Origin of the sequence: Streptomyces sp. C (assembly GCF_000158895.1) — a bacterium.
In the GTDB taxonomy this organism is placed as follows: domain Bacteria; phylum Actinomycetota; class Actinomycetes; order Streptomycetales; family Streptomycetaceae; genus Streptomyces; species Streptomyces racemochromogenes.
Genome location: NZ_GG657750.1, coordinates 6,699,028 through 6,700,294 on the forward strand (window position 1 = coordinate 6,699,028; position 1,267 = coordinate 6,700,294).

1 pseudogene is annotated in these 1,267 nt (G+C 76.9%); it reads left to right on the forward strand.

The features are described from left to right. A pseudogene (locus SSNG_RS42450) lies at positions 1 to 1,267 on the forward strand (hypothetical protein); the annotation flags it as partial.

The following is a 1,267-nucleotide window of genomic DNA, read 5'->3' on the forward strand; positions in this document are numbered from 1 at the left end:
CCCCGAGACCGAGGGCGACATCGCGCGGCACGTCGAGCGCCTGCTCGGCCGGGACGGCTCCCCCTACCGGCCCGCCGGGGCCGAGGAGGCCCGGCGCGCCGCCGCCCGCCACATCGCCTCCCGCAGCAACGGCCTCTTCCTGGTCGCCACCCTCTGGGCCCGCCGCCTGGCCGGTCTGGACGAGCTGCCCGGACCCGACCGGCTGGACGGCGAGCTCCGGCACGGAACCGCCGTCCTGGACTCGCTGCTCGGCGCCGAACTCGACCGGCTGGACCCGGCCGAACCGGCCCGCATCCGCGACCTGCTGCGCCCCCTGGCACTGGCCCAGGGCAACGGCCTGCCCCAGCCGCGCGTCTGGCTGGCCATGGCGGACGCCGTGCGCCCGCCCGGCAGCAGGCAGTACACCGAGGACGACCTCAGACACGTCATCGACGCGGCCACCGGAGTGGTCCTCGCCCGGGACGGCGAGTTCGGCACGGAGGTCCACCGGCTGCACCACCCCAGCTTCGGCACCCACCTGCTCGGCGACGAGGCCCGGCAACGACGGCTCCACCGGCGCGTCGCCCTGGCCCTGCGGCCGCCCCGCAGCGAGGACTGGGCGAGCGCCGAACCCTACGTCGCCCACTACGCCGCCGCACACGCCGCGCTCGCCGGCGACGCCACCCTGGACGAGCTGACCAGCGACTACCACTTCGCCGTGCACGCCTCACCGGACGTCCTCGAACCGCTGGTGGCCACCCGCCTGGCGGTGGCGCCCCGGCCGGCGCTCTACGCGCAGGTCGCCGACCACTTCCGCACCCATCCGGCACCCGCCGCCCGCTGGGCCGTGCTGCGCGCGACCGCCCTCGCCGTGTTCCCCGCCGAGGTCCTCCAGGGCATCCCCCGGCCCCCCGAGGTCTTCTGGGACGACGTGTGGAGCAGCGCGGACCGGCTCCCGCTGCAACGGAGCTGGCCGGCGCCGATGGGTGGCGCGCTGGCGGTCCACTGGGAGGGCGGTCAGGGCCGGGAGGGACACGGTGAGGGCCTCATCCACGCCGCGGGCGCCGGAGTGATCAGATCGTGGACCGCCGGCGGACAGGAGGTCCGGGGCCGCGACACCGGACCGGCTGGCTGGACCACCGCCGGCCGGCAGCGCGGCCTCGCGGTGGCCGAAGGCGGCGCCGGCCGCCGGGTGATGGCGACGCACGACGGACGGGCGCTGCGGCTTTGTGCCGCGGCCAAGAAGAGACACCCCTTCGAAGGAGCTGTACTGGGGCGGGGCGCCCGA